Genomic DNA, 22,959 nt, shown 5'->3' with positions numbered 1-22,959 from the left:
AAAAATTTTTTTCAATTATCTATTACACTAATATTGTCAAAATAACAAAGGAGGATTTCTATGAAAAATTATTTGACAAGACAATTTAAACAAGTAAAAACAAAATCAAAAATGTTTTTATTGAGCCTTTCTCTATTTCTAACAGGATCTACAGTTTATGCGGATGATCCGTTCGCCAAGTCTGATACCTTAGCAAAAGAAGGAATAACTAAGGTTCAGGGAATCGGTGTTGTGTTATTTGGTTTAGCAGCGGTTGTAACCTCATTGATTTATGGTTTTGGTGGACGTGAGCTAAAAGCGGCGATGAAGAAACATTGGGTTGCGATTGCAGTTGCAATTATTGGTGTTGCAGCAGGCCCAGGTATTATTGAATGGTTCTTTAACTTTATTAAAAATTAAGGGGTAAAAATTATGACTTTTTCACTCTTTAATAAAAATAGATGTTCTATTACCGATGAGCTTTTCCTAGAGCTTACCTGGGACGATGGAAGAGGTCTAGAGGAAGATAGTGAACTGCTTGATATTATTGAGGGATTGGATCATCTTTCTAATTTTTCTCAGCCTATTTCAAAAAGTTTGCCCTACCTAACATTTCAACAAGCGGAGTTGTTATTTAAAGAGTTAAAACAGGCGTATGGTCGGTTTCAGCTGAAAAAAGTAGCAATTGCTCATATGGAAGGGAAAACTGTAGTGACAGAAGGAGAGGTTTATGCTAGTCCATTCCTCATTACTGAAGACTATGAAAATCTCTTGCTTCCCCTTATTCAAGCAATACTTACTCGCTCTGAATTTGCGAATTACAGCTATCAAGAAAAAAGGGAGTATTTTGAGAACCAGATTTATCCTGTATATAAACAAAGTTTGGGATTATCTGATTCTTCTCTACCCCTTTTCCCAGCCGAAGGTGAAACGTTGATTGGTTCTCAATCAAGTAGTTTGGCCCCTGCTCCAAAAGCTAGAAAACAACCAGATATTGGGGATTCTGTACCTCATAAGCAGTCAACTTCCCTCAAGAAATTTTATCTATTTTTAGGTTTTTTAGGAGTGCTTACAATAGTAAACATTGTTTGTGTATTCTTTGCTTTCACCCAACTATCAAACCAGTCAGAAAAAGTAAATTTCTTATATCAGGAACAAAAAAATACTCAACTAATCATTTCAACGAAAAATGAAGTTGATGTATTTAGCCGCTATTTCTTACCTTCTTATTACTCAGGCAAAAAAGAAAACCTAGTGAATTTTCTTTCTGAAGGTAATGCAAAATTTACCCAACCAAAAGAAGGGATTTTACAGTCCGTTATTTTAGAGAAGTTGAATTATGATTCAGAAACTCAAAAATACACGGTTTCCTATATCCTATCAGTCAAAAAAGGTGATAAATCATCTAGCGTTAGATTAACTTTTGATGTAAAAGCTTCTGATTCTTCAAAATATGGATTTGTTGTAGAAACAGAACCAAAAGAATCAAATTATCTTAAAAATTAGAAAAGGAAAAATCACAATGAACAAGAAACAAGTATTAGCTACACTCGCACTATCAACAATCGCACTTGCACAAGCTGGTTATGTATCAGCAGATGAACTTGCACCAATTGACTCTTCAGCTCCAACAACAGAAGTAGTTACGCCAACAGCACCTAGCGCTTCAACAGAAACAGAAGCTCCAGCAGTTCAGCCAACAGAGCCTTCAGTTACTCCAGTTGACCCAACAACGCCAAGTGTACAAGACAAAGACAACGCAGGAAGTCTTAACGGGGTATCAACAGACAAACCAGCAACTTCTGATAAGCCACAGGATAAGGATAATGCAGGTAGTCTCGATGGTGTTCCAACACAATCAGATAAACCACAAGACAAAGACAGCGCAGGAAGTCTTGACGGGATGCCAGCTGATAAACCAGCGCCTTCAGATAAGGCGCAAGATAAAGATAACGCAGGTAGCTTAGATGGTGTTCCGAATGAACAGCCAAAAACTACTGATCAAGCGAACCAGCAAGGGAAATCTCAAATTGGAACAAGATCTACATCAACTGGACAAGTTGTCCATGATGTAACCAAAGAACCCGTTGAAACAAATACAGGTGCATCTATCGTTAGCACCCAAGGCGGAAACGTAGTTCTTTCAGATGGTTCAGTGGTTGCTCCTGAAGAGGTCGGAGGTACTGTCAATGAAGATAAGACTATCTCTGTTACAGACAAAGATGGTAAGCTCAAAACCCTTCCAAACACAGGAACAGAACAAAGTTTCCTAGCTGCAATCGGTGGAATGTTATTGACAGCAGTTAGTTATTTCTACAAGAAGAAACTATTTTAATTAAGTAAAGGAGAAAAGAAAGTATGTTTAAAACAAAAGAAACTAAAGCATTCGGTTCAATCCGTAAAACAAAAGTTGCAGGAGCTTGTGGAGTAATCTTGGCGCTTGCTATGTTAGGTATGGCGTTTAATGGTACTGTATCGGCTGATGAAGTTTCAACTGCTAAGCCTGTTGCCGCAGAAAAGAAAACAGAAGTAGAAGTTCCTATTACTCATGATAACCTTGACAAAGCTGTAGCAGAAGCTAAAGATGCAGGTGTAAAGGTTGAAGTTGGAGTTGTTCAGGACAAAGGTGTTGCAACCTCTGAAACAGTAGCAGGTAAGCAGAAAGAAATTGAAGCTGATTATGTTAATCAGGAAAAAAATGTCAAAACTGTGACTGATGATTATTCTTCTAAAGTAGATAAAACTACTAAAGAACGTGAAGTAATCGAAAAAGAAAACAAGGATAAACAAGATAAGTTTGACAAAGCTGTAAAAGATCATGAAGCAGAAGTCAAACGTATTGAAGCTGAAAATAAGGCTATTCTTGCTGACAATGCTAAAAAAGAAGCTGATACCAAAGCTGAAAATGAGCGTATCGCAAAGGACAACGCTGAAAAAGAAGCTACCTACAACAAAAACGTAGCAGATCAAAAAGCCTACAATGAAAAGGTTGAAAAGGACAACGCTGATTTAAAAGCTGATTATGACAAAAAACAAGCAAAATATGAAAGCGATCTTGCTAAGTACAACAAAGAAAAAGAAGAACTAGCTAAGAAGGGCCTAAAAGCTGAAAAACCTCATATCACGGTTTATGGCGATTATGACGAAAGCCAACGTGGAAGCGTCAATTACTATAAAAAGCTGATTGCTTCATTCGAGGGGCTAGAAGGGTTGATGAAGGTTAAAGACTATATTGGGCTTCATACCGATTCAACTATCTCAGGTAGTCGTAAAGACCTTATCGTTAAAGGTAAGGGTTTGTTAGGGCAAGTTCATGAACCAAAAGCAGGCGATTCTTTCACGATTCATAACGTTGCTGAAAACGATAAAGGGGAAAAAATCTCTGCTCGTTTCACGTTACAAAAAGTTGAGCGTGAATGGGTTGAAAATGGGAAACCATTGACAGACACAAAAATTAAAATTTATGAATACGCTAAAGACGGTTCTATCAATTTTGGTTTTTGGAACTTAGTTGAGTTCAATCCTAAAATTGAGTTCTTCCTAGAAAAAAACAAGCAAAAAGCTATCTTGACTATTGCTTCAATTTTGAATGACATTGACTGGGGACAAGAGTTGCGTTTGACTTACGAAGATGGAACAGAAGGGCTTGTCCTCAATCCAAAAGGTTCAGAAGTTAAGAAAATCACTCGTGATGGGAAAGAATACTATAAGGGTGAACATAAGTCTGCTGGTGGTAAATATGAAAACGTTGGAGACGAGTCAGATATTCCACTTGGTTCACTTCTTTCTATAGGTCATGGTTCTATATTGAACCTCTCTTACTACAATGGAGTAGGGAAACGTTCGCAATCTGATATTGATTATGTTCGTAAAAGTGCTAAAAATAAAGCTATTGCAGAAGGTAAGCCTGTTCCAACTGATAAAGAAATCTTTGAAGATGAAAACTGGGCTGTTGGATTGTTTGGTAAAGCAAGTGCAACTGTTCCTGTAACAGTCTTGACTACACCACCTGAAAAACCTAAGTACGAGCCAAAAGACACTAAGGAAATTCCTAAACCTAAATTGGAGAAACCAAAAGAGTTTGTACCTCGTACACCACTCCCAACTCCAGCTCCTCCAACTCCACCAGAGAAGAAAAAAATTCCTGAAATGCCTTTAGTTCCTACTGTAAAAGTGAACTATTCACGCTTGCGTGTGAAACCATCAACTCCAAAACCTAAAAAGGCTATTGTTGATACATTCGGACATAATATTGATGGGGCTAATACATTCGATAAGAATGTAAAATTCAGTTTGACTACTGATTATAAGCCTTATTCAACGTTTACTGCTGATTCTAAAACTTATGGTAAAACATGGGCTATGGTAGATGATGTACAAGATGGTGCTTACAAAGTAGATGACAGCAAAATCACTATGAAGGATTCTACTGGTAAAGATGTTAAAGCGCTCTTTAATATGTACCATGTTCTTTCTGAAAAAGAACGTACAAAAGAAATTCAAAACATTTTGAAAGAATCTGGGTTGAATCCTAAAGGCGAGTTTTACCTTTGGGTAGCGAAAGATTCTGCTTCATTCTATAAAAACTATGTGAAACAAGCTAAGAATATTACGATTGACCTTCCTGCACGTTTGCTGGTAGAAAAAGGCAAAATTGTGAAAAACGACTTTAACCAAATTGACTTTGGTAATGCCTCTATTTCTAACTTGGTAACTGTGCAAGTTCCTGACTTGAAACCTGAAAAACACGCTGTGGATCAGAAAGATGATAAGAAGATTCGTGACGGTCAAGAAATTAAAATTGGTGAATATTTACGCTATTTCCTTGATGGTGTAACTGTTCCTGTTAAACATGATACTCTTTACCAATATGACGGTATTGATATGCTTGACTTGAAGCATGACAGATATACAGGTAATTGGTCTGGTGTCATTCGTGGTACAGAATACGTTGCCGAAAAAGACTTGGTTCTTCCTTATGATGTAGTCTTGTCTGACGGTAAAGTGGTTAAGGCAGGAGACAAGATTGCTAAAGGCTCTGCGTATGCCTTCCAATTTGAGTTTGACAAAAGTACAAACTCTGACTTTATCAAGAAGATTGTTAAAGTAACATGGAATGAGAAAGAAGGCAAGTGGGCTTATAATATTGATAAAGAGTTCTTGAACTCTCTAGGAGTGCAAGGCACGTTTAACGCTGATTTCTATATCGAAGTTGAACGTATCGCAAGTGGAGAAATCGAAAATAAATTTGTGAACATTGTCAACAGTCAAGAAACGGGAGCAAAGGTAACAACACATACACCTGAGCCTAAGAAACCATCATTGCCAAATACTGGTACAGCAAGCAGCATGCTTCCAGTTGTAGGAATGATTTTGGGATTGTTGAATCTTGCAGGTCTTCGTAAGTCGAAAGAAAACTAATTTGATGAATTAAAATGAAAGAATGACCACAAGCTAGGGTATAACTCTCTTGTGGTCTTTATTGAAAGGAGAAAAAATGCAAGTATTTATTGCTTCTGGACGTGTTGCATTTATTCCAAATGATGCAGTAGGTCAAACTCAAAATGGTCATGCCAGTTTCAAATTTGAGTTTGTTTGTGACTCTAGCATGACTGATGATACAAATAAACCAATCTCTAATTTCTTCCATGTACAAGTTTATGGAAAACAAGCGGAATTGATGGCTCAGAGCCTATCTAAAGGCTCTCCAATCCTCTTAAAAGGAGAAATTATCCAACGACCTTATAATGATGAACAAGGTCAACGTCGGACGTATCAGTTTATTTCACCAAACCAACAAGGAGGAATCACTTTCCTTGAAAATAAGGAGGCATCTAACCGACGTAAGCAGGAACAACAGGGTTTTTCTCAGCCGACACCAAGTTCTAATCCTCCATCCTATCCTGAACCAATGGATGCGGATTCCCCGTTCTAGATGGATTGAAAGCATACAAGGACACTTGTGTGCTTTTTTTGTGGTTCATTTATTGCATAAAAAGTTATATAACTTTTTATGCAATAATATCTTTTGTCCCTTTAACAAAGAATTTGATATTATCCCTTAGAATAGAGGGGAATTAAGAAATAATATGAAAGGAGTGCAACAATGGCAAGACAAAAATACAATTATCTGTCTGATGAATTGATTGCGGAATCTCTTCAGGTGACCAATTACTTAGAACAAAGTCGATCCAGTCGGTTGAATATTCTTCATTTGGATGGAGAGAAATGGTTGGAAGACTATTTTAACCGTTATGAGAAAGCCTCTCCAAGGCTACAGTTTCACATATTTCTCTTTTCGAGCTTTTATACTCGAAAAATGGAATGGTTTTTGGAAGGTGTAAGGGGGTAGTAGTTTGTTTGAGTTATTTGAAGTAGTATTTTATACCCTTATCCAACTGATTCGAGCCAGTTGGATCAATACCTTCTTTTTTCTAGGAGGCGCAGGTTATTACCTATTCAAACTCTTCCAGCCGTATTTTTTAAGACATTATCAAAGGTTATTAGCAGGTAAGACTAGTTTAAGCCAGACAATAAAAAGAGGTTGGAAAGGTCGCAAAGCAATTAATTGGGAACAGGTATGGAAGCAATCAGCTAGAGGGCTGTTCAAATGGGTAAAGTTATTAATTCCAAAAATCATTGCGCTTGTCTCTCTCATTCTTTGGAATATTCTCTTTCGAATTGTTTATATGATTCCCTTTGTAAAACGGGAACGGAAACGTTTTGATAAAGAAATGAAACCCATTCTTTATTTTAAAAGTTATCGCAGCTTCGTTTATATGGGATTAGGTTTTAGCTTTATTGCTTTTATCTTAACCAATTACCTGGTTACTGTTTTGAGAGCCACAATTCGCTTTCTCTATTTTAGTGTCTGGTCGTTTAAAGATGCTAGTAAAGCCGTAAACTTTGACTTAAACAGCCTCTTGTTTCAAAGCTTATTGAACGCTAAAGTCTTCTTAATAGCACCAATTTTAGCTTTTCCTCTCTTTCTGATGGGTCTAGTCCTCGCCTGGAAATCTGCCTGGGTGAACTTCGAGCAGTTTCGAGACTATAACAACAATGAAGAAGGAGATGACCGTTTTGTGACGATTGATGAAATTCGTCGTCAATACAAAAAGATCCCCAATAAAGATTTAACTTATCCAGGTGAAGGTGGAGCTCCTGTACTTCATGAACTGACTCATGATTTAGCAGGACAAACACTGAGAACTCAAATGTTATGGCAAAATAGAAAAATGAGCCGATACGTGACAAATGCGGAGCGGATTTTAGGCATGTTAGCTTTTCCTTCTGGATATTATTACATTGAAGATAAGCCGACGAATCTGTTAGGAATTGGGATGACTCGTTCAGGTAAGGGTGAAGGTCATATTACTCCAGCAATTGAAATCAACAGTCGTGCTGAATTGCAGCCATCGATGGTACTAGCAGACCCGAAAGGGGAACATTATCAAGCCTCCTACAAACTCATGAGGCAACGTGACTATGATGTCAATGTTCTTTCTTTCCAAAATATGGATTGGTCTATGTCCTTCAATCCGCTAGCTCTAGCCATCGCTGCCGCAAAGAAGGGCTACTATGAGAAAACTCAAACCTATGTCAATGCAGTCGCAGAATCCATTTATCCGAAACAAAAAGGTGGAGAGAAGGGAAATGCTGAATACTTCCGTAAGTCTTCTATATCCTTGTTTAACGCTCTGACAATGGCTTTGATGGATCGGGCTAATGAAACCGTTCAAAATGGTGAAGAGGATGCCTGGGATACCATTACGATCCCTAACGTTGCGAAATTCTTGGCGACAATGGGGTCTGAAGAAGTCTTTGTAGATGGTGCTGGTGAAATCGTTGAGAATCCAAGCAGAGAACAACAAGTATCGAAAAAGTCAAAAATCACAGTCTATTTTGATAATTTGAGACAAGTCAATCAAAAACAATTCTCGAAATTTAGACAAATGGCGGATATCGAATTTCGTGCTTCAGATTTTGGTGGTGATGAGACTAAAGGAAATGTCTACTCTAGCATGATGACAGGAATCAACCTATTCTTGCAAGATAACGTGGCGAAGCTCACTTCCAAAAACTCGATTGATTTAGAGTCTTTTGCCTTCCCACGTCGATTATCTGTTAAGTTGAGATCAAGCACCAACAGTCAATTAAAAAATGAGTTCAAGCATAAGACTGCTAGGGTAACCATTACAGGCTTGAAGAAATGGGGTAAAGTTGAAAAGCAAGTCGATTATGTGAAGCAAGCGACAGCTCTTATTGATGGAGAAGGCTATCTGACTTATGCCATCGAACCTAAACTTCCAGATCAGTTTACGGTTACGATTGATTTTAATCATAAGAAAAATGGTAAGTCTCCAGTTCGGGATCGGGTCTTCCAATTCTCAGCTGAAAAAGTCTATCGAAAAGATGGAGATAGGTTAGAACTAGATGAGTATACCAAGAAGCCAATTTTAGATCATATCGATGTAAGGGTTCTGAAGAGCAAAGAAGACACTCAAAATCTTCTCCAAGAGTCAGATATTGAGTTGATTTACTCCGATAAACCAAGAGTCGTCTATCTGGTAACACCACCAAACCGAACAGAGTACAATGGGATTGTCTCTTTGTTCTTGGATCAGTTATACAATGCCAACTATGACCTTGCCTTAACAAATGGGCGGAAATGTATCAATCGCATTCTCCATATCTTGGATGAGTTTACAAACATTCCAGCTATTCCTCACATGGATACGAAAATTTCTATCGGATTGGGGCAAAACATTCTCTATTATCTTTGGGTTCAAAACTTGGAACAATTGGTTAATGTCTATGGTGAAAATGTTGCGCAAACGATTCTGGATAACTGTTCATTGAAAGTTTACGTCAAAACGACGTCTCCAGATACCAATAAGAGATTTAGTGGGGAGTTGGGTACACGTACCATTACTCGCAGAAGACGCTCCAGCAATATCTTGGACGAAGCCAATCCAAATGTAGCTGTCGAGAATCCAAAACAAGAGTTGTTGACACCAACGCAATTGGCCAAGCTCCAGGAAGGAGAAGCGGTTATCTTACGTGGAGTCAAGGGACGGGATAATGTTGGACGTAAGGTCACAACGGATCCAATCTTCGCACATGATAAGAACAGCTTCCCTTACAAGTACATGTTCTTACAAGAGGAGTTTGATACATCGATGACTCTTGCGGATATTCCAGTCGAAAGTGCCCACCGTGATCTAGAGCTCCAGGAAATAGCAGTTGATGCAGGTACAGCCTTCAATAATATCATAGACTGGAGGCAACGTTTGACCATGCCACTCCTCAGCAACAATGGCGAAACTCCTAAACTATCAGGTCGTCACAGTAAAGGACAAAAGGTACAATCCCAATCCTTTACTTCCACAGATGAATTATTCCAGGCGGCTGCAGCTAGTGTTATTCAAGGTGACTATGATTATTATGATGATGGAGACGACTTCTTTGCGGATGAAGTTATCTAAAAAGATGTACAATAAGTTATATAAACACTTGCAAGAAAAAACGCTGTTTGTTATAATGAAATAAATAATGATTAGGAGAAAAATTATGAAAGCAAAGCACTTTTTAAGAATTGTTTTAGTAGGTTTAGCCTTGATTATACTTGGAGCTTGTGGTCAAAAATCACCTGATTCTATTGCTAAAAATGTGCTAAAAGATAGCTATACAGGCTTTTCACCAGAACATGGTTATGAGAGTACTGATTTTAAAGGTGGAGTAGGAACTACCTTGAAATTTGATAAAGAAAAACGAACCATCTCAAATAACGACGGTGAAAGTATTAATTATAGTGTCCTTTCAGAAGAACAAGTGAAGACAATTCCAGCCGCTTTCAGAGGCACTCTAGTTAGTTTAGAAAGTCAGCTGAAAGGAAAAGAAAATTTTACAATCGCTGTTGATTATAGGGATATAGATAAGCCAGAAGAAGCAGAGGCCTATTATCAAGTCGTCTTGACCGAGGGTGGTAAAAAAATCCGAATCATTGAACTTCGTCGTGGCTATAAAGAAGACAATGCTTTCTATGATTTCAACGGAACCGCAGATTAACGTACAAAAGTCTCAATTACTTGAGGCTTTTTTTGTTGTCAGATACAGATGAACTATTTCAGGCAACTGTAGCTAATGTCATTCAAGGCGACTGCGATTATTATGATGACGGAGACGACTTCTTTGCGGATGAAGTTATCTAAAAAGATATATAATAAGTTATATAAACACTTGCAAGCAAAAAAGTTGTTTGCTATAATAAAATAAACAATAGTTAGGAGATAAATGATGAAAGCAAAGTACTTTTTAAGAATTGTTTTAGTAGGTTTAGCCTTGATTATACTTGGAGCTTGTGGTCAAAAATCACCTGATTCTATTGCTAAAAATGTGCTAAAAGATAGCTATACGGGCTTTTCACAAGAAGATAGTTATGATAGTTCTATTTTTAGTGGTGGAGTAGGATCTACTTTAAAATTCGATAAAGAAAAGCGAACCATTTCAAATAATGACGGTAGAAGCATTAGGTACAGTGTTCTTTCAGAAGAACAAGTGAAGGCAATTCCAGCCTCTTTCAGAGGAACTATTGTTAGTTTAGAAAGTCAACTGAAAGGAAAGGATAATTTTACTATAGCTGTTGGTGATAATGCAGATAAGCCTGAAGAGGCTGGTGCTTACTATCAAGTCGTACTGACTGAAGGTGGTAAAAAAATTAGAGTCATTGAATTACTTCGTGGCTATAAAGAAGACAATGCTTTCTATGATTTCAATGGAAAAGCAGATTAACTTACAAAAGTCTCAATTACTTGAGGCTTTTTTATTGTCAGAATTTCATTGTCCCTTTAAAAACGATTTTGCTATTATCGAATATGATAGGGGTATCTTAGAAAGAAAGAAGGTACCTTTAGTGCACTATCAAACCTTTTCAGATTTGATGAATGAGGTCAAGAATCTCAATGGTGAAATCACAGGCGAGAATGCAAAAAAGCTGGCGGAATTCTATTCCTACTGGGGAAACTATTTAGAACCGACTCCTGCATTTATGGCATTTCTAGCCTATTTGCCAGGAGGGATTGCCAAGGCTCTTTATCAAATCACTTCCAGCCTAGAACATGTTTTTAATAATATGTTCAAGCTCTTTGGTCTCTTCGGTTATCTGGGAGATCAAAAGACGATTGTAGGCCAGTTCTTTTACTGGTTTCAGTTATTGGGGACGTCCTTGTTCACCCTGATTTTGGTTGTGTCGGCTGTCGCAGGAGTTTTTACTAAGCCAGTAAAGTATAAGGGGGTTATCATTAATTTCCTTTTGGTAACGGCTGTAACTGCCGTATTGCCACTAGCTTTGACCACTATCTCAACCGCAGTGGCACAGGATGCCATGTCTATCCAGATGGTTTCCAGTGAAGCCCCTTCAGGTATTCAACCAACTTCCTCCTTGGCTCTTCAACCTATGAAAAATAATGTGGTAGACCTAAAAGTCTTAATATACAAGGATTTTTCTACAGAGTTGTTTCCAATGGATGATTATGGCTATATCAAGCCCGTTCAGGAGGGGTCAACTCCTGTCAATAATATCACGGATAATCCTGACCAACGGGATACGGCAGATTTTGCGACCAAGATTGATTTTGGGGCAAACTATGGTACGACAAATCCAAAACTGTTAAAGGATATGCAGGAAGACGATAAAATAAAAGGAATTAAAGGCTTGTTCCTCCATAAGTTGAATTCTAATAACACTGGAGTTGAAAGCATCACAGAACACCGCCTCATTAATCAATTGAGTGCTTTTGAATCCGTTTATATGCGCTATAAAGTCAACTGGATAGGAATGTTCCTCCAGTACATAATCTTAGCTGTTCTTTTGATCAGCATGATCATTAAGCTCGTTAAATCAATCTTTGATATTCTGATTGAAGCAATGATTTCTCCAATTCTTGGATATAGTTCCCTATCAAATTCAAAGAAATATAAAGAGTTGTTAAGAACCATTGGAGGTGCCTTAGCAGGAATCTTCTTTGAGGTTATTATTATGCGTGTAACACTTGAGATTTTCAGAGATTTGCCAATCCTTTCTGTCTCAGCAGTATCTAAGCTTTCTGGCGGATTCTTTGATGGACTCAATATGTGGGAACAGTGTCTTGCAGCTGCCTTTGTCTATGTGGGAGTATTCTTTGCGGCAATGCAAGGAGTGGCCATGATTGAACGCTGGCTTGGAGTTTCAACAGGACATAGCGAAACAGCGCAACAATTGCTTGGTGCTATGATGATGGGCAATGCCTTTGCGGCTGGAGCAGGAGGTGTCTTTAATGGGGGTATGGCGCTTGGTCAATTTGGTATGGATATGGCTAAAAAAGCTCCAGATGCTCTGTCTAAAGGAAGTCAGATTCTGGGGAATAGCCTTGCAAGAACTGGAGGTGGTATTCAAGGTGCTTTGAACTCTGTAAAAGACCAGGGATTAATGAATGCGGCCAAAGGTGGAGTAAGTAATATGGTTGATTTGGCAGAATGGAAAGCATTTGAAACTATGCAAAATACGAAAGGGGCAGTTGGCAACGTTTTAAATAACCTAGATGATAAGGCTGTCTCTGCTCAAAATGCGACCTATAATGCTTTGAAAAACGATGCTGTTCCTGGACTTGATCAATTTGGACCAGTTGACATTCCTGAGCCACCAATCGATCTAGGAACAACGGATGCACCTATTGTTGATTCAACTCCTTCAGCTGAAGAAATAGGGTCCCCAATTCAAGATTCATCGCTTCCAACTGAAGGAGTGGAGCCACCAATTCAAGATTCAACTCATCCAACTGGAGGAACAGAGTCACCAATCCAAAATTCAACTCATCCAACTGGAGGAACAGAGTCACCAATCCAAAGTTCAACTCATCCAACTGGAGGAACAGAGTCACCAATCCAAAATTCAACTCATCCAACTGGAGGAACAGAGTCACCAATCCAAAATTCAACTCATCCAACTGGAGGAACAGAAGCTCCAATTCAAAATTCAGCTCATCCAACTGGAGGAACAGAAGCTCCAATTCAAAATTCAGCTCCATCAGTTGTAGAATCGACACAAGCACCGAAACAAGCAGACTCTTCTCAACAAAAGTTTCAACAGAGCATGAATCAAATGCAATACATGAACCAACAGATGCAACAAGCAGGACAGCGTATGCAGGGAGGACGACATATCACAGGTGCTGAAAGTCCTGAAGAGGAGGAATAGGATGAATTATGGATTTAATAGGGAAGAATATTGTCATCACAGGAAGCCTACGTCCTTTAACTAGAGAAGAAGCAGTACGATTTTTAGAAAGTAAAGGGGCTGTCGTGCAAAACTATGTGTCTTCTAGGACAGATATATTAGTTGTAGGACACAAGCAGTTGAATCTTTTTGATCCAGATAAAAGGTCTAAGAAGCATGATGCAGCGCTTAGAAGACTATCAGAAGGCCAATTGATTACTTTTCTTTCTGAAGAAGCATTCTTTGATTTAGTTAAGAAGTCTCAAGATTGAGGCTTCTTTTTGTGTGTAAAAGTATGTTATAGATGTTGACATTTTTTTAAAAAAATGGTAAACTATTAACATATCACATAGATAGTTAAAGATTGGAGAAGAGACATGGGAATTTTACAGAGTCACTTAGAAATAGAATGCGACCCAAGATTGGCAGGAGAATTAGCTTATAGTATAAAAGAAGCCTATCGATATCTATGGGAATTGATTAATGCTACTCCTGTATTGCAACATCCTGAAATGCGTAAAACTTATGGTCATATTAGACAAGCCTTAGTAGATGTTGCTCTACGTTTAGTTTTAGAAGATTCATCTATGCCAGTAGACGTGCAAATGATAGCTGCAACGAACAATAAAAGAAATGGCTATACCTATACTATGATTGATACAAAGGGAGCTATTATATCCCCTGTGAAAACAAGAAGTGTAAGAGCCGTTCCTAAAAAAGCTCTGCATAGAAGTGTTGCTAGTATTAAGAATAAGCAGTTTGATCTATTCACTACTCAAGAAGATATCAATAAACGGTATGATGAGACTACTCCCCCATTTATACTACTCACTTATGGTGGACCAAATCATCATCTTCAGTTTGTTCAGCTTGGACTACCTGATGTTGATTCAGAACAATGGATTGAGAAAGTAGATATTTTAAATGCTCCACGCATTATAACTTCTACAGAACAAGAACGAGCAACCCAAAAGAAACTAGATTTGACATTAACAGAGCTATCGGAAGATCTTCGTAGGAGAGTAGTAAATGGAACAACGAATATTTAATCCCTCTAAATTAACAAAAGCTAGAATAGCTAGGGGATTAACAAAGAAAGATTTAGCAGAACGAACTGGGATATCCCGACAGATGATTTCGAATTATGAATTAGGTAAAACGCAACCAGGAGCCAATAACCTAATGACTATTGTTGCCGAACTAGATTTTCCATATAATTACTTTACTTCTGAATCAAAAAGTTTTTATGAAGGAGCAACTTTTTTTCGTAGTCAGTCTGCATCCACTAAGAAAATAAGAGATATGCAAGCAGTGAGATTGGAATTTCAAAAAGAAATTTATGATTTTTTATCTCGCTATGTGAATTTTCCCCAGTTAGTTCTTCCTGATATTCTAATGAAAAATATTCATGATATCACTAATAAAGATATTGAAGAAAAAGCCAGAGAATTGAGAGAGATTTGGGGACTTGGAATAGATTTACCAGTTTCTAATTTACTTGAAGTAGCGGAAATTAATGGTGTCATTATTGTTGAAGCAAATATGTCCGATGAAACACTAGATGCGGTATCAGAGTGGATAGGAGATAGACCGTTCATAATGTTGACAGACAACGGCGAATCAGCAGTTCGCAGAAGATTTAACATCGCTCATGAGATCGGACATATTTTACTTCACGGAGATATTGAAAGTATTCATGATTATACATCACAGGAATTAAAGAATGTTATTGAAAAACAAGCTAATTATTTTGCTTCTTGTCTATTGTTGCCTGAAAATGGTTTTTTAAAGTCATTGTTATCTACTAATTTAGATTTTTATATTGAGTTGAAAAAATATTGGAAGGTTTCTATTCAGGCTATGATTATGAGAACACATCAACTAGAGTTAATAAGTGATGATCAAAAGTTGTATCTGTTTAAGAAAATTGCTTTTAATAAGTGGAAGAGACAGGAGCCGTTAGATACAGAGATAATTCCTGAAAAACCAAGCCTTTATAGAAAGGTATATGAGCTGATTGTTACAAATGACATTCTTCAGAGGAATGAATTAATTTCCTATTTATCCCTGCCAAAAGATGAATTGGAGAAGTCTTTAGATATTTCAATTGATGAACAAAAACCACCAAAACATGGTCCAATTTTAAGAATAGTTAAGTAAGAAGTCTCAGTATTGAGGCTTCTTTTATTGTGTAAAAAAGTATATAACTTTTTGTGTAATTTATTCCTGAAGGATGATGGGAAAAATGCTATTGTCCCTTTAAAAGATATTTTCGATTATTCATTATAATGTGAGTGTCAAAACAAATATAAAGGAGAAATTAATGTACGGTGAAAAATATGGTGTACCTAGAGATATTTATGCCAAAATCAAGATTATAGGACTTCTTATTCTGGATATTACATTTGTAGGAATAACTGGGCTAATCGCTCTAAGCGTTGGATTAAGAATTTTTCCGAAAAGTCAATGGATACAAATGTTCGCATTCATATTTTTAACACCAGTTATGAGTTTGTATCTGGTGTTGCCAGCTAACGGTGGTAAAAAGAATTGGCACAGTATGTTTCTTTTCTTCAGACGAAGAAGAAAACGTTACATCAGTTTGAACTATATCAGAAGGAGAAAATCATAATGGCAATTAAACAAACTTCATCCAAAAATATTGAGAAACGCCCTTTAGGACGTATTCGAGAAATGAAGAAGTATACTCAGGAATATTTCGATTTACATTCTTGTGTTGAGTTGTTAGACGTAAAATCAATTATTCCAAACAGACAGGCTTATATCCAGTTAGTAGATTATGGATTCTTGCAGCTGATGGAAATACCAGGTAAAGACTTAGGGTCGATGTCTTATAACGAGGTGATGCGTACAATCGAAAATTTTGAAACTTGGTTAACTCGATTTGGACCTAATATCCAAGTAGAGACGACAACCTTGCCAACAAATACTGATACACAAATTTCTGACTTGCGCCATCATTTGAATTTAGTGCGACAAGATCTCTCTAAGATATCAGTAAATGAGAGACATTTTTTACAACTCAAAGATCGTGAGCTTTGGCTTCAAAGTCAAATTAAAGTTGAAGAGAGCATACGACAAGAAGTCTATAATACAGAGTTTATACTGTGGCTATTTGCACCTACAACAACTGAATTGGACGAATTAGTTCGGAAGGCGCAAACTTATGGAAATAATGATTTTGTTCCTCAAGAAATTAGCTATAGGAAGAAAATTCAGATTATAAAACAATACAACAATATGAATGAGAAAGTATAGGAGGGATAGTATGCCTGATTTATCAAAACGTAGACAAAGACAATTAAAGAATGAAGGATATGACCTTGCTTTCCTTAGCCAGATTCAACCGCAAGGAAATATTGATTTTAAAAAAGATGATCGTTCCTGGTTAAGTGGAGATGGATATCATACGGTCATACACTACTATGAATATCCAACTGAAGGAATGGATCGTTTTTGGCTTTCTGAATTATTGCTATTACCTGGTACACGTGCCTTCTTGTCACTGTATAAAGAAGATAATAGACAGCTTCAAAAAGAGATAGAGGACTCTATTGAAGAAAAATCAACACGTATTACTAATAACAGTAAATTAACAAATAATCGGAAAGAACTAGATGAAATTGACAATCTCAATAAGTTAAGTCGAGACATTGATAAGCGGAATATAGCTATGTATGGGATGTATATTCGTGTCTTTGTGTTCGCATCAACCAAAGAAGAATTGTTTAAGAAAGTTGAAGAGGTTAAAGACAAAACGTCTAAATTCAAATCAACTATCCTATCAGGAGAATTAGAATTTGAATATCATGCTCCTTTTATTCCAGCTGAGTATCAGATTGATTTACCAAATCATCGAAGAGGAATACCTACTCCAGCCCACTCAATAGCTGGGGGATATTTCTTTAATCATACGAAGCTTGAAGATGAAAAGGGATTTTATCTTGGTTGGACTCCAACAAACGGAGCAGTAAATTTCAACTTCCTAGAACGTGATGAAAAAAGAACACGTTCGTTTATGATTCTATCTGGGAATCCAAAGATGGGACAACGTTCTTTCCTTATGAAACATACAGATGGTCTTTATGCAAAGGGACACTATATTCGTAATTTTGATGCTACTGGTCAGTTTCTTGATCAGACAAGAAAGCAGCATGGATTGATATTTGATTTATCAGGTGAAGCTAACCGAATTAATATCTTCCAGGTCTTTCCAACAGTAACCAATGAAGCAGGAACTGAAATTGATAAGAAAAAGTCCTACAACCTTCATATCGAGAAATTAAAGAGTATTTATAAACTCCTGAATAATGAAGTGACAGGAGACGATTTAATCACATTTGGAACTCTCTTGAATGAATTCTATATTGAAGAAAATTTATGGGCTCGAAATCCATCGTTGAATCCAGAAAAACTGAAAGCAACGGATCTTGTTAATGAAGACTATCCTATCTTGTCAGATTTCATTTTGTTTGTTGATGCCTATAAACGTCGACTAGAACAAAGTTCTAGCACGGATATGGCTGAAAACAAAGCCGTTAAACGTATTTACAATACTTTTAATGAATTATTGACAACAAACGCAGAAATTTTCGAGGGGACAACCGAATTTCAAGATATCTCTTCAGAGCAAGTTGTGACATTTGATTTTTCTGGATTGAAGAGTGCCCCTCATCTCTTAAATGTTCAAATATTCTCAGTTCTTTCTCTTGTTTCAGCAGATATTGTTAATAACGGTAAACGTTGTAAGCAACTACTGAAAAGGAACCCTAGCTTAACAGAGATGGATATGCAACACTATATTGTCAATATTAGTGGGGCACAGACACTCATTAATCCTAAGCATGAGAGCAGTGTGAATCTCTTGGCAGATATGATTGATACAATGGGGGAAAACTTTGCTGGAGTTGTGTTGTCCGTTAATTCTCTGAGGGGTATTCTGTTTGAGACAGGGATTGGCACTCATAAGGATCCGTACGTAACGGCAGTTCAGAGGATTTTTGGTCTGATGCAATATAGAGTTTTTGCTCAGACGGATGAAACCAGTGTTCCTCTACTAGCCAACGCCTTATCTGGATCAATGAATCAGTCTGAATTAGAAACATTGCCTCGCCTAGCCAAAGGACAGTTGTTTATGAATATTGCAGGAGTTGGAAATCTAGTATTTAATCAGCAATTATTAGCTCCAGAAGTTGAGCGCTATGGTGGTATCGAATAAGAAAGGACATTAAATTTAAATGGTTAAAAACAAATCAGGAATGATTACAAGGACAAAGCAGAAATTTGATGAATATGTTTTGATTCGCAAATATCGTATGAAACAAGAAAGAGATTATTTTGCTTCAGAGGGAGAATCAGATCCAAAACGTCTAGAAGCACAAAAGGAGCGAGATAAGGAATTTTTTAATGGTCTAAAGAAAATAGGTCTAGGGTTTATTGTATTTTTAGTTTTTTATGGCATTTTACGAACAATATTAGGATTGTGGTAGATAGGGGAGGTATCTATGAAAAAATTATTAAAGTCTAAGATTATCCTTCCTTTTGTAGCGATACTGTTAATTATCAATGTTGGGATGGCCATGTTAGCTGGGATAATGGGCGCTATAGCTAGTAATGGTGGACATGATTGTGGTGCAATAGACACAACATCTTCAACTAGTGACTCAACAGTTTTTTCAGCTGATGGCTCCATAGATGATTTTGTAAAAAAGCATAAGGAATCCTATATTCTATCTTGGAGAGCAGGAGGTTTTCTACCTTCAGCTTCCATCACTCAAACTATGATAGAGAATGGCTTTAATTTTACGAATCCTAATGGAACTTCCTTCTGGAAGGCTCATAACATGGGAGGTGTTAAAACCTCCAGAAAAAGCGATTTTCCAGTCACTATTGCGACGTATGGTGAAGACAGTATTGACCTAACAGGAACAAAGCCTGGAGCAAACGTTGGAGACGGTACAGGAGGAGCTTATACTTGGTTTTCTAGCTATGATGCAGGGATTGTAGGGAAAGCTGAGTTTATGGCTCACCAGACACTTTATAAAGGGGCTATAAACAATATAAATGGCATTGCAACTCTATCTGCCATAGCAGATGGTGGATGGGCCACAGATGGCACTTATAAGAGCAAGCTAACTGATATGTACGAAAAGCTAGGTACAAAGTATCAGTGGCTTGATAAGGAAGCCATTGCTGCTCATGGTGAGAAACCTTATGCAGCATCGAATACACAAGATGCCAGTTCTTCAGATAATGCTATTTCTTCTTCAGCTGAAAAAAGTGATTGTGGTGAATCAGGTGGTAGTGTCGATGGAACAGGGAAAGTTCCTTCAGATGCGACTGCGTGGGGGTATAAACCAGAAGATTTACCAGATAGTTTGAAACCGTTTATTATCGATCCTAAGAGTTTAGGCATGGATTATGCTAAGTCTACAGGGTGGTATAATTCTGGAAGGGACGATTATGCTGGACAATGTGTGAATCTTACAATTAGTATTGGAAATCATATATGGGGTCATTCTGGTTCAGTTCAAGGTAATGGGAAAGATCAGGCAGCAGCCTGGGCATCAATATTCGGGAATTCACTTAAGTCAACTCCCAAAAGGGGTGCTATCTTTTCTACACAGGTGGGAGGCGGAGGCTATGGTCATACAGGAATTGTATGTCATGTCTTTGAAAACGGATCTATCTTATTTGTAGAACAAAATACACCTTTAAGTGGTTGGGATACGTTTAAGACCCCTTATACATGGGACTATCGAATTTGGACTCCAGAACAACAGCGAGCCCAAGTTATTTCGTTTGCCTATCCAGATGATAGGGAACCTAAATTGAATTCAAATTAAAAGGAGTATATAAGATGATTGATTGGATAAAGGAGAATATGGTTGTATCGATTGTAGTAGGTATTCTATTGGTTTTGGCAGGAATAGGGATTGTATCGAGTTTCAGGCCATCTCAACAAACTAAAATAGAAGAAGCTGCCCAGGTGAGTTCTTCAGGAACCACTCAAAACGAGCCGTCTTCCAAAGAGGAAACAGCAGACGAGAAGAATTATCGGACAGCTAAGTTAAAACTAGAACGCCCCTATGCAGAGGCAAGCTCAGAAGACAAAAAAGAAATGTTAAAAGCCTTTGAAGAAGCAGTAGCAGATATAAAAAAGACGAATTTTCTGCCAAATGTCAAGGGAACAATCGAGAATCATTTATCTATGACACAGAATGCGATGGTTCAAACCTTTGCGATGGCTCTTCTGACGAATCAGTATGATTTTCAACCTAAACAATTGGAAGTGATGCCAACTGAATCAGATGATGTGATTCAATTTTTGGTTGTTCTAACTAAGAATGGAGAAGAGAACAGCTATTTCGTTGGAAATTTCAATACTACGGTTCAACAAATCCAGCTAAAAGCCTATGTTGGCGGAAATATAGGTGGTACATACGGATAACAAGTTGCACAAAAAGTTATATAACTTTTTGTGCTTTTATATTGACAAATAAAGTTGTTTTAGGTATAATTAAGTATATAAAAAGTTATATAACAAAATATACAATTATCCAAGGAGGGAATCATGAAGATTCAGACTACAAACTTAGGAAAAGGTGGCGGTGGTAAGACTACAGATACCTTTAATGAAGGGGATTGGTTGGCACGTGTTAAGGGGCTTAGAACACTACTCATTGATGGAGCTTGGGAATGTAATTTGACAAGAACATTTGATGTAAAATGTGAGAAAACCGTCTATGATATATTTACGACTGGAGAGTATGAGATTGTTCCAATATCAGAAAATCTCAGTTTGATTTGTGGTGATGAGCGTTTGACAGATGAGCAGTTAGATCTTGCTAGTCGAAACAACAAGTATCTCCAGTTGTTTATGTGGTTTAGCGAACATTACGAAGAGTTAGAAGCGCAATTTGATGTCATTCTGATTGATACGCACAATGATGAGAGTTTAGTTACAGCAAATTTTATAGCTGTGTCAGATATTGTCTTGGCTGTTTCTGATGCCTCTCTTAATGGTTTTCGTGCCTGGTTATCTTTAAAAAATTTTGTAGACTTCATTAAGAGCGAAGCTATCGAAGTGATTACTAAGAAAAGCTATGTTAAAGCAGAACCTTATCTTATTGGAAATAAGATTAAGTACTTTGGAAACAATGTAACAGACACCTGTAAACAATTTTTAGAAGTTGTTGAAGAAGACTCAGCTTACCTAGGTTCTATCCAGGAGAAAGAGCTCATGGCCAAGAGTCTTGTGATCAGTCAGAGTGTCTTTGAGCAGCATGAAGAGATGACAGCTAACCAAAAAGAGACACATCAAAAGTTTTATGATAATATAAACTACGTATATGAAAATATTTTGAGTGTGTTAGAAGGAGAGGTAGCATGACAGAGAATCGATTCGCACAAGTAAAACAAACATTCCAAAGTACATCAAAGAGAGAAAAGACTCCTTCGTCTAGGAAACAAAATCAGGAGGCTAGAAAGTCTCCTGAGAGCTATAATAAAAAGCAAAGATATCCATTCTCTTTACATCATAATGTTCGATATGATATGTTAGATGCTTTAGTAGAGTATCATGGTGAGAAATCAGCTTCATCTTATATCGAGAAGATGATTATAAGAGAATGGGAAAAGATGCAGAAAAAAATTAAGTAATGAGATATCGGAAAGGATGAATTTTTATGATAGATTTTAGTAAAGAAATAAAGAAGAAAAATGATAATGACGATGAAGATCCACAACCAGAGAAAAAGCATGTTCGTGATATGAAGAAAAAGAGAGAGAAGGAGGAACTTCTTAGAAAGTTGCACGAGGCAGAGTCTAATATTTCCAGTTCAGATGAAAAATCACTTGAAATGGAGAAGGAATAATGAAATGCTTATCAAATTTATCAGATATTCCAGAATTTTCTTCAGCAGCAACAGATTCAGGACAATTCTTTATTCCTCGTCCAATAATAGACAACCCACAGTTCAATGATTTGAAGAGTAGTGGAATTTTTCTCTACATGCTTTTATTAAATCGTTTAAGAGCTGCAGTTGACTTTGAATTAAAAGGATATGATGAAAATGGGAATACTTTTGTATGTTACCCTATAGAGGAGCTAATGGAGGCTCTTCAATCAGGTAAAAGCAAAGTGATTTCTTTGAAAAAGAAGCTAAAGAATCATGGTTTAATTGAAGAAGTCCGCCAAGGGTCCAATCTACCCAATAGAATTTACTTAACAGATGAGATTTTAAAATATTACTGATAAAGTAGGAGGAATCTATGATGATTTTCATTGATATTAAAAGACTTGTTCAGCTGTTCTTTGTTTTTATCGGAGCTATAGCTATCTATATGTTCTATAAGACATTTGGTCTTAGTATGGTGTTTATAGTCGTTTTAGGATTGGCCGTTTTAAAATTCGCTCCAGCTTTCCTTCCAGTTGTATTATTACTGTATTTGGGACTTCACTTTACAGGTGGTTTTTCCTTTATTGCAGATGGAATTGTGACAATTCTATGGAGTATCATTTTGATTCCAATGGCTATATTCACTATTGACATGAGCAAATCCTATTTTAGTAAAAAAGAGAAACCCTGGTATGACAAGTAAGAGTTTATCTGAAAAGATAGGCTCTTTTTTTTGTTAGAACAAAGGATTATTTGAACATTCAGGTCAAAATTTATTAAAATAAGCGTAATTTTAATAAGGGAGGA

Annotated in this window: 24 protein-coding genes; all 24 read left to right on the top strand. The window is 37.1% G+C overall.

Translation table 11 applies throughout. The annotated features are described in order from the left end of the window. The first annotated feature begins 60 nt into the window (after positions 1-60). The 24 genes from ACLV7W_RS08380 to ACLV7W_RS08265 all read left to right on the top strand — a co-directional run bounded on the left by ACLV7W_RS08380 (position 61) and on the right by ACLV7W_RS08265 (position 22,855). Positions 61-399, top strand: coding sequence for a conjugal transfer protein TrbC (locus ACLV7W_RS08380; protein WP_125447545.1), 339 nt, complete (start codon positions 61-63; stop codon positions 397-399). Between the two features lie 12 nt (positions 400-411). Next, complete coding sequence (locus ACLV7W_RS08375; protein WP_411865790.1) at positions 412-1,485, top strand: hypothetical protein; 1,074 nt, start codon at positions 412-414, stop codon at positions 1,483-1,485. A gap of 16 nt (positions 1,486-1,501) precedes the next feature. Continuing rightward, positions 1,502-2,314 carry an LPXTG cell wall anchor domain-containing protein gene (locus tag ACLV7W_RS08370; RefSeq protein ID WP_411865789.1) on the top strand — a complete coding sequence of 271 codons (813 nt, stop codon included), beginning with the start codon at positions 1,502-1,504 and terminating at the stop codon, positions 2,312-2,314. Positions 2,315-2,337: 23 nt separating this feature from the next. Beyond that, the gene (locus ACLV7W_RS08365; RefSeq protein WP_411865788.1) at positions 2,338-5,400 is read left to right on the top strand and encodes an SspB-related isopeptide-forming adhesin; all 3,063 of its coding nucleotides are present in this window, start codon (positions 2,338-2,340) and stop codon (positions 5,398-5,400) included. A gap of 76 nt (positions 5,401-5,476) precedes the next feature. After that, entirely contained in the window at positions 5,477-5,914 is a 438-nt protein-coding gene (locus ACLV7W_RS08360; protein ID WP_411865787.1) for a single-stranded DNA-binding protein, read from the top strand. Positions 5,915-6,085: 171 nt separating this feature from the next. Then, positions 6,086-6,331, top strand: a complete 246-nt coding sequence (locus ACLV7W_RS08355; protein WP_411865786.1) for a hypothetical protein — start codon at positions 6,086-6,088, stop codon at positions 6,329-6,331. Between the two features lie 4 nt (positions 6,332-6,335). Continuing rightward, entirely contained in the window at positions 6,336-9,464 is a 3,129-nt protein-coding gene (locus ACLV7W_RS08350; protein WP_411865785.1) for a VirD4-like conjugal transfer protein, CD1115 family, read from the top strand. 85 nt (positions 9,465-9,549) lie between these two features. Beyond that, positions 9,550-10,047: a hypothetical protein gene (locus ACLV7W_RS08345; protein WP_411865784.1), complete on the top strand. Its 498-nt coding sequence runs from the start codon at positions 9,550-9,552 to the stop codon at positions 10,045-10,047. A gap of 225 nt (positions 10,048-10,272) precedes the next feature. After that, on the top strand, positions 10,273-10,770 hold the full coding sequence (locus ACLV7W_RS08340) for a lipoprotein (protein ID WP_411865783.1): 498 nt from the start codon (positions 10,273-10,275) through the stop codon (positions 10,768-10,770). Between the two features lie 121 nt (positions 10,771-10,891). Continuing rightward, on the top strand, positions 10,892-13,213 hold the full coding sequence (locus tag ACLV7W_RS08335) for a pLS20_p028 family conjugation system transmembrane protein (protein ID WP_411865941.1): 2,322 nt from the start codon (positions 10,892-10,894) through the stop codon (positions 13,211-13,213). A gap of 8 nt (positions 13,214-13,221) precedes the next feature. Beyond that, positions 13,222-13,503 (top strand): BRCT domain-containing protein, encoded by a 282-nt coding sequence (locus ACLV7W_RS08330; protein ID WP_411865782.1) that lies wholly within the window; start codon positions 13,222-13,224, stop codon positions 13,501-13,503. A gap of 105 nt (positions 13,504-13,608) precedes the next feature. Next, a complete protein-coding gene (locus tag ACLV7W_RS08325) occupies positions 13,609-14,280 on the top strand; it encodes a hypothetical protein (RefSeq protein ID WP_411865781.1) in 672 nt (223 codons plus the stop codon). Further along, positions 14,261-15,391 carry a helix-turn-helix domain-containing protein gene (locus ACLV7W_RS08320; RefSeq protein WP_261085707.1) on the top strand — a complete coding sequence of 377 codons (1,131 nt, stop codon included), beginning with the start codon at positions 14,261-14,263 and terminating at the stop codon, positions 15,389-15,391. Before ACLV7W_RS08325 ends, ACLV7W_RS08320 begins: the two co-directional genes overlap by 20 nt. Positions 15,392-15,554: 163 nt before the next feature. After that, positions 15,555-15,863, top strand: coding sequence for a DUF5592 family protein (locus tag ACLV7W_RS08315; RefSeq protein WP_049538583.1), 309 nt, complete (start codon positions 15,555-15,557; stop codon positions 15,861-15,863). Continuing rightward, positions 15,863-16,510 (top strand): hypothetical protein, encoded by a 648-nt coding sequence (locus tag ACLV7W_RS08310; RefSeq protein ID WP_411865780.1) that lies wholly within the window; start codon positions 15,863-15,865, stop codon positions 16,508-16,510. The genes ACLV7W_RS08315 and ACLV7W_RS08310 overlap by 1 nt, the downstream gene beginning before the upstream one ends. A 10-nt stretch (positions 16,511-16,520) precedes the next feature. Further along, positions 16,521-18,470, top strand: a complete 1,950-nt coding sequence (locus tag ACLV7W_RS08305; protein WP_411865779.1) for a virulence factor — start codon at positions 16,521-16,523, stop codon at positions 18,468-18,470. A gap of 19 nt (positions 18,471-18,489) precedes the next feature. Then, entirely contained in the window at positions 18,490-18,741 is a 252-nt protein-coding gene (locus ACLV7W_RS08300) for a hypothetical protein (RefSeq protein WP_411865778.1), read from the top strand. A gap of 15 nt (positions 18,742-18,756) precedes the next feature. After that, a complete protein-coding gene (locus ACLV7W_RS08295) occupies positions 18,757-20,097 on the top strand; it encodes a CHAP domain-containing protein (protein WP_411865777.1) in 1,341 nt (446 codons plus the stop codon). Positions 20,098-20,111: 14 nt separating this feature from the next. Next, positions 20,112-20,702, top strand: coding sequence for a hypothetical protein (locus ACLV7W_RS08290; protein ID WP_411865776.1), 591 nt, complete (start codon positions 20,112-20,114; stop codon positions 20,700-20,702). Positions 20,703-20,825: 123 nt separating this feature from the next. Then, a complete protein-coding gene (locus ACLV7W_RS08285) occupies positions 20,826-21,644 on the top strand; it encodes a ParA family protein (protein ID WP_411865775.1) in 819 nt (272 codons plus the stop codon). Continuing rightward, positions 21,641-21,913 (top strand): hypothetical protein, encoded by a 273-nt coding sequence (locus tag ACLV7W_RS08280; protein ID WP_411865774.1) that lies wholly within the window; start codon positions 21,641-21,643, stop codon positions 21,911-21,913. The genes ACLV7W_RS08285 and ACLV7W_RS08280 overlap by 4 nt, the downstream gene beginning before the upstream one ends. 26 nt (positions 21,914-21,939) lie before the next feature. Further along, positions 21,940-22,128 carry a hypothetical protein gene (locus ACLV7W_RS08275; protein WP_049539904.1) on the top strand — a complete coding sequence of 63 codons (189 nt, stop codon included), beginning with the start codon at positions 21,940-21,942 and terminating at the stop codon, positions 22,126-22,128. Further along, a complete protein-coding gene (locus tag ACLV7W_RS08270) occupies positions 22,128-22,508 on the top strand; it encodes a replication initiator protein A (RefSeq protein WP_411865773.1) in 381 nt (126 codons plus the stop codon). Before ACLV7W_RS08275 ends, ACLV7W_RS08270 begins: the two co-directional genes overlap by 1 nt. Before the next feature lie 17 nt (positions 22,509-22,525). Beyond that, the gene (locus ACLV7W_RS08265) at positions 22,526-22,855 is read left to right on the top strand and encodes a hypothetical protein (protein WP_411865772.1); all 330 of its coding nucleotides are present in this window, start codon (positions 22,526-22,528) and stop codon (positions 22,853-22,855) included. The last annotated feature ends 104 nt before the right edge of the window (positions 22,856-22,959 follow it).

The organism is Streptococcus mitis (assembly GCF_965111735.1).
Taxonomy (GTDB): Bacteria; Bacillota; Bacilli; order Lactobacillales; family Streptococcaceae; genus Streptococcus; species Streptococcus mitis_DR.
This window is presented reverse-complemented; position numbering and strand designations above follow the sequence as displayed.

Coding starts and splice junctions, on each gene's coding strand:
- ACLV7W_RS08380 (WP_125447545.1), top strand. CDS start 61: ATGAAAAATTATTTGACAAGACAATTTAAACAAGTAAAAACAAAATCA.
- ACLV7W_RS08375 (WP_411865790.1), top strand. CDS start 412: ATGACTTTTTCACTCTTTAATAAAAATAGATGTTCTATTACCGATGAG.
- ACLV7W_RS08370 (WP_411865789.1), top strand. CDS start 1,502: ATGAACAAGAAACAAGTATTAGCTACACTCGCACTATCAACAATCGCA.
- ACLV7W_RS08365 (WP_411865788.1), top strand. CDS start 2,338: ATGTTTAAAACAAAAGAAACTAAAGCATTCGGTTCAATCCGTAAAACA.
- ACLV7W_RS08360 (WP_411865787.1), top strand. CDS start 5,477: ATGCAAGTATTTATTGCTTCTGGACGTGTTGCATTTATTCCAAATGAT.
- ACLV7W_RS08355 (WP_411865786.1), top strand. CDS start 6,086: ATGGCAAGACAAAAATACAATTATCTGTCTGATGAATTGATTGCGGAA.
- ACLV7W_RS08345 (WP_411865784.1), top strand. CDS start 9,550: ATGAAAGCAAAGCACTTTTTAAGAATTGTTTTAGTAGGTTTAGCCTTG.
- ACLV7W_RS08340 (WP_411865783.1), top strand. CDS start 10,273: ATGATGAAAGCAAAGTACTTTTTAAGAATTGTTTTAGTAGGTTTAGCC.
- ACLV7W_RS08330 (WP_411865782.1), top strand. CDS start 13,222: ATGGATTTAATAGGGAAGAATATTGTCATCACAGGAAGCCTACGTCCT.
- ACLV7W_RS08325 (WP_411865781.1), top strand. CDS start 13,609: ATGGGAATTTTACAGAGTCACTTAGAAATAGAATGCGACCCAAGATTG.
- ACLV7W_RS08320 (WP_261085707.1), top strand. CDS start 14,261: ATGGAACAACGAATATTTAATCCCTCTAAATTAACAAAAGCTAGAATA.
- ACLV7W_RS08315 (WP_049538583.1), top strand. CDS start 15,555: ATGTACGGTGAAAAATATGGTGTACCTAGAGATATTTATGCCAAAATC.
- ACLV7W_RS08310 (WP_411865780.1), top strand. CDS start 15,863: ATGGCAATTAAACAAACTTCATCCAAAAATATTGAGAAACGCCCTTTA.
- ACLV7W_RS08305 (WP_411865779.1), top strand. CDS start 16,521: ATGCCTGATTTATCAAAACGTAGACAAAGACAATTAAAGAATGAAGGA.
- ACLV7W_RS08300 (WP_411865778.1), top strand. CDS start 18,490: ATGGTTAAAAACAAATCAGGAATGATTACAAGGACAAAGCAGAAATTT.
- ACLV7W_RS08295 (WP_411865777.1), top strand. CDS start 18,757: ATGAAAAAATTATTAAAGTCTAAGATTATCCTTCCTTTTGTAGCGATA.
- ACLV7W_RS08290 (WP_411865776.1), top strand. CDS start 20,112: ATGATTGATTGGATAAAGGAGAATATGGTTGTATCGATTGTAGTAGGT.
- ACLV7W_RS08285 (WP_411865775.1), top strand. CDS start 20,826: ATGAAGATTCAGACTACAAACTTAGGAAAAGGTGGCGGTGGTAAGACT.
- ACLV7W_RS08280 (WP_411865774.1), top strand. CDS start 21,641: ATGACAGAGAATCGATTCGCACAAGTAAAACAAACATTCCAAAGTACA.
- ACLV7W_RS08275 (WP_049539904.1), top strand. CDS start 21,940: ATGATAGATTTTAGTAAAGAAATAAAGAAGAAAAATGATAATGACGAT.
- ACLV7W_RS08270 (WP_411865773.1), top strand. CDS start 22,128: ATGAAATGCTTATCAAATTTATCAGATATTCCAGAATTTTCTTCAGCA.
- ACLV7W_RS08265 (WP_411865772.1), top strand. CDS start 22,526: ATGATGATTTTCATTGATATTAAAAGACTTGTTCAGCTGTTCTTTGTT.